The following is an 819-nucleotide window of genomic DNA, read 5'->3' on the forward strand; positions in this document are numbered from 1 at the left end:
GGTCGATGAGCGGCAACGCCCACGTGCCGGGCATGTGGATGTGCTGGGCGGCCTGGCCCTGGCTCTCACGGAAGGTGGTGCGAAGGGCGTCGTGGCGGGCCACCAGCGCTTCGAAGGCGCGGCGCAGCGACTCCTCGTCCACCCGGCCCGTCAGCCGGAGCGCGGTGGGGATGTTGTAGGACGCGTCGCCCGGGGTGAGCTGGTCCAGGAACCAGAGGCGCTGCTGGGCGAAGGAGAGGGGCTGTGGGCCGTCCGCCTGGGGCCGGGTGAGCGGCGGCAGCTGGAGGCTTGGCGCCTGGGTCTGGAGGCGCTCCGCGAGCGCGGCCACGGTGGGCGCTTCGAAGAGGGCCCTCAGCGGCAGCTCCACGCGGAAGGTGGAACGCACACGCGAGACGAGCTGAGTGGCCAGCAGCGAATGGCCCCCCAACGCGAAGAAGTCGTCGTGGATGCCCACGCGCTCCACGCGCAGCACCTGCGTGAAGAGGGCCGCAAGCTGCTCCTCGGTGGGAGTGCTCGGCGCGACGTAGGTGGAGGCGGCTGCACCGCCCTGGGGCGCGGGGAGCGCCTTGCGGTCCACCTTGCCGTTGGTGTTGAGCGGCAGGGCCTCCAGCACGAGGAAGGCGGAGGGCACCATGTACTCAGGCAGGTGCTGCTTGAGGAATGCACGCAGCTCGGCAGTGTCCAGCGACGCCCCCGCCTCGGGGACGGCGTAGGCGACGAGTCGCTTGTCACCGGGCACGTCCTCGCGAGCCAGCACGACGGCCTGATGCACGGCAGGGTGCTTCAGCAGGCAGGACTCGATTTCACCCAGCTCGATGC

At 71.1% G+C, this 819-nt stretch carries 1 protein-coding gene; it reads right to left on the reverse strand.

The window, feature by feature from the left end; all coding sequences use genetic code 11:
• Positions 1-772, reverse strand: a 772-nt coding sequence (locus D7X55_RS39925; protein WP_407921823.1) for a condensation domain-containing protein, incomplete at its 3' end; no start/stop codon positions are given.
• Positions 773-819: the final 47 nt, after the last annotated feature.

Source organism: Corallococcus sp. AB049A (genome assembly GCF_003668885.1).
In the GTDB taxonomy this organism is placed as follows: Bacteria; Myxococcota; Myxococcia; order Myxococcales; family Myxococcaceae; genus Corallococcus; species Corallococcus interemptor.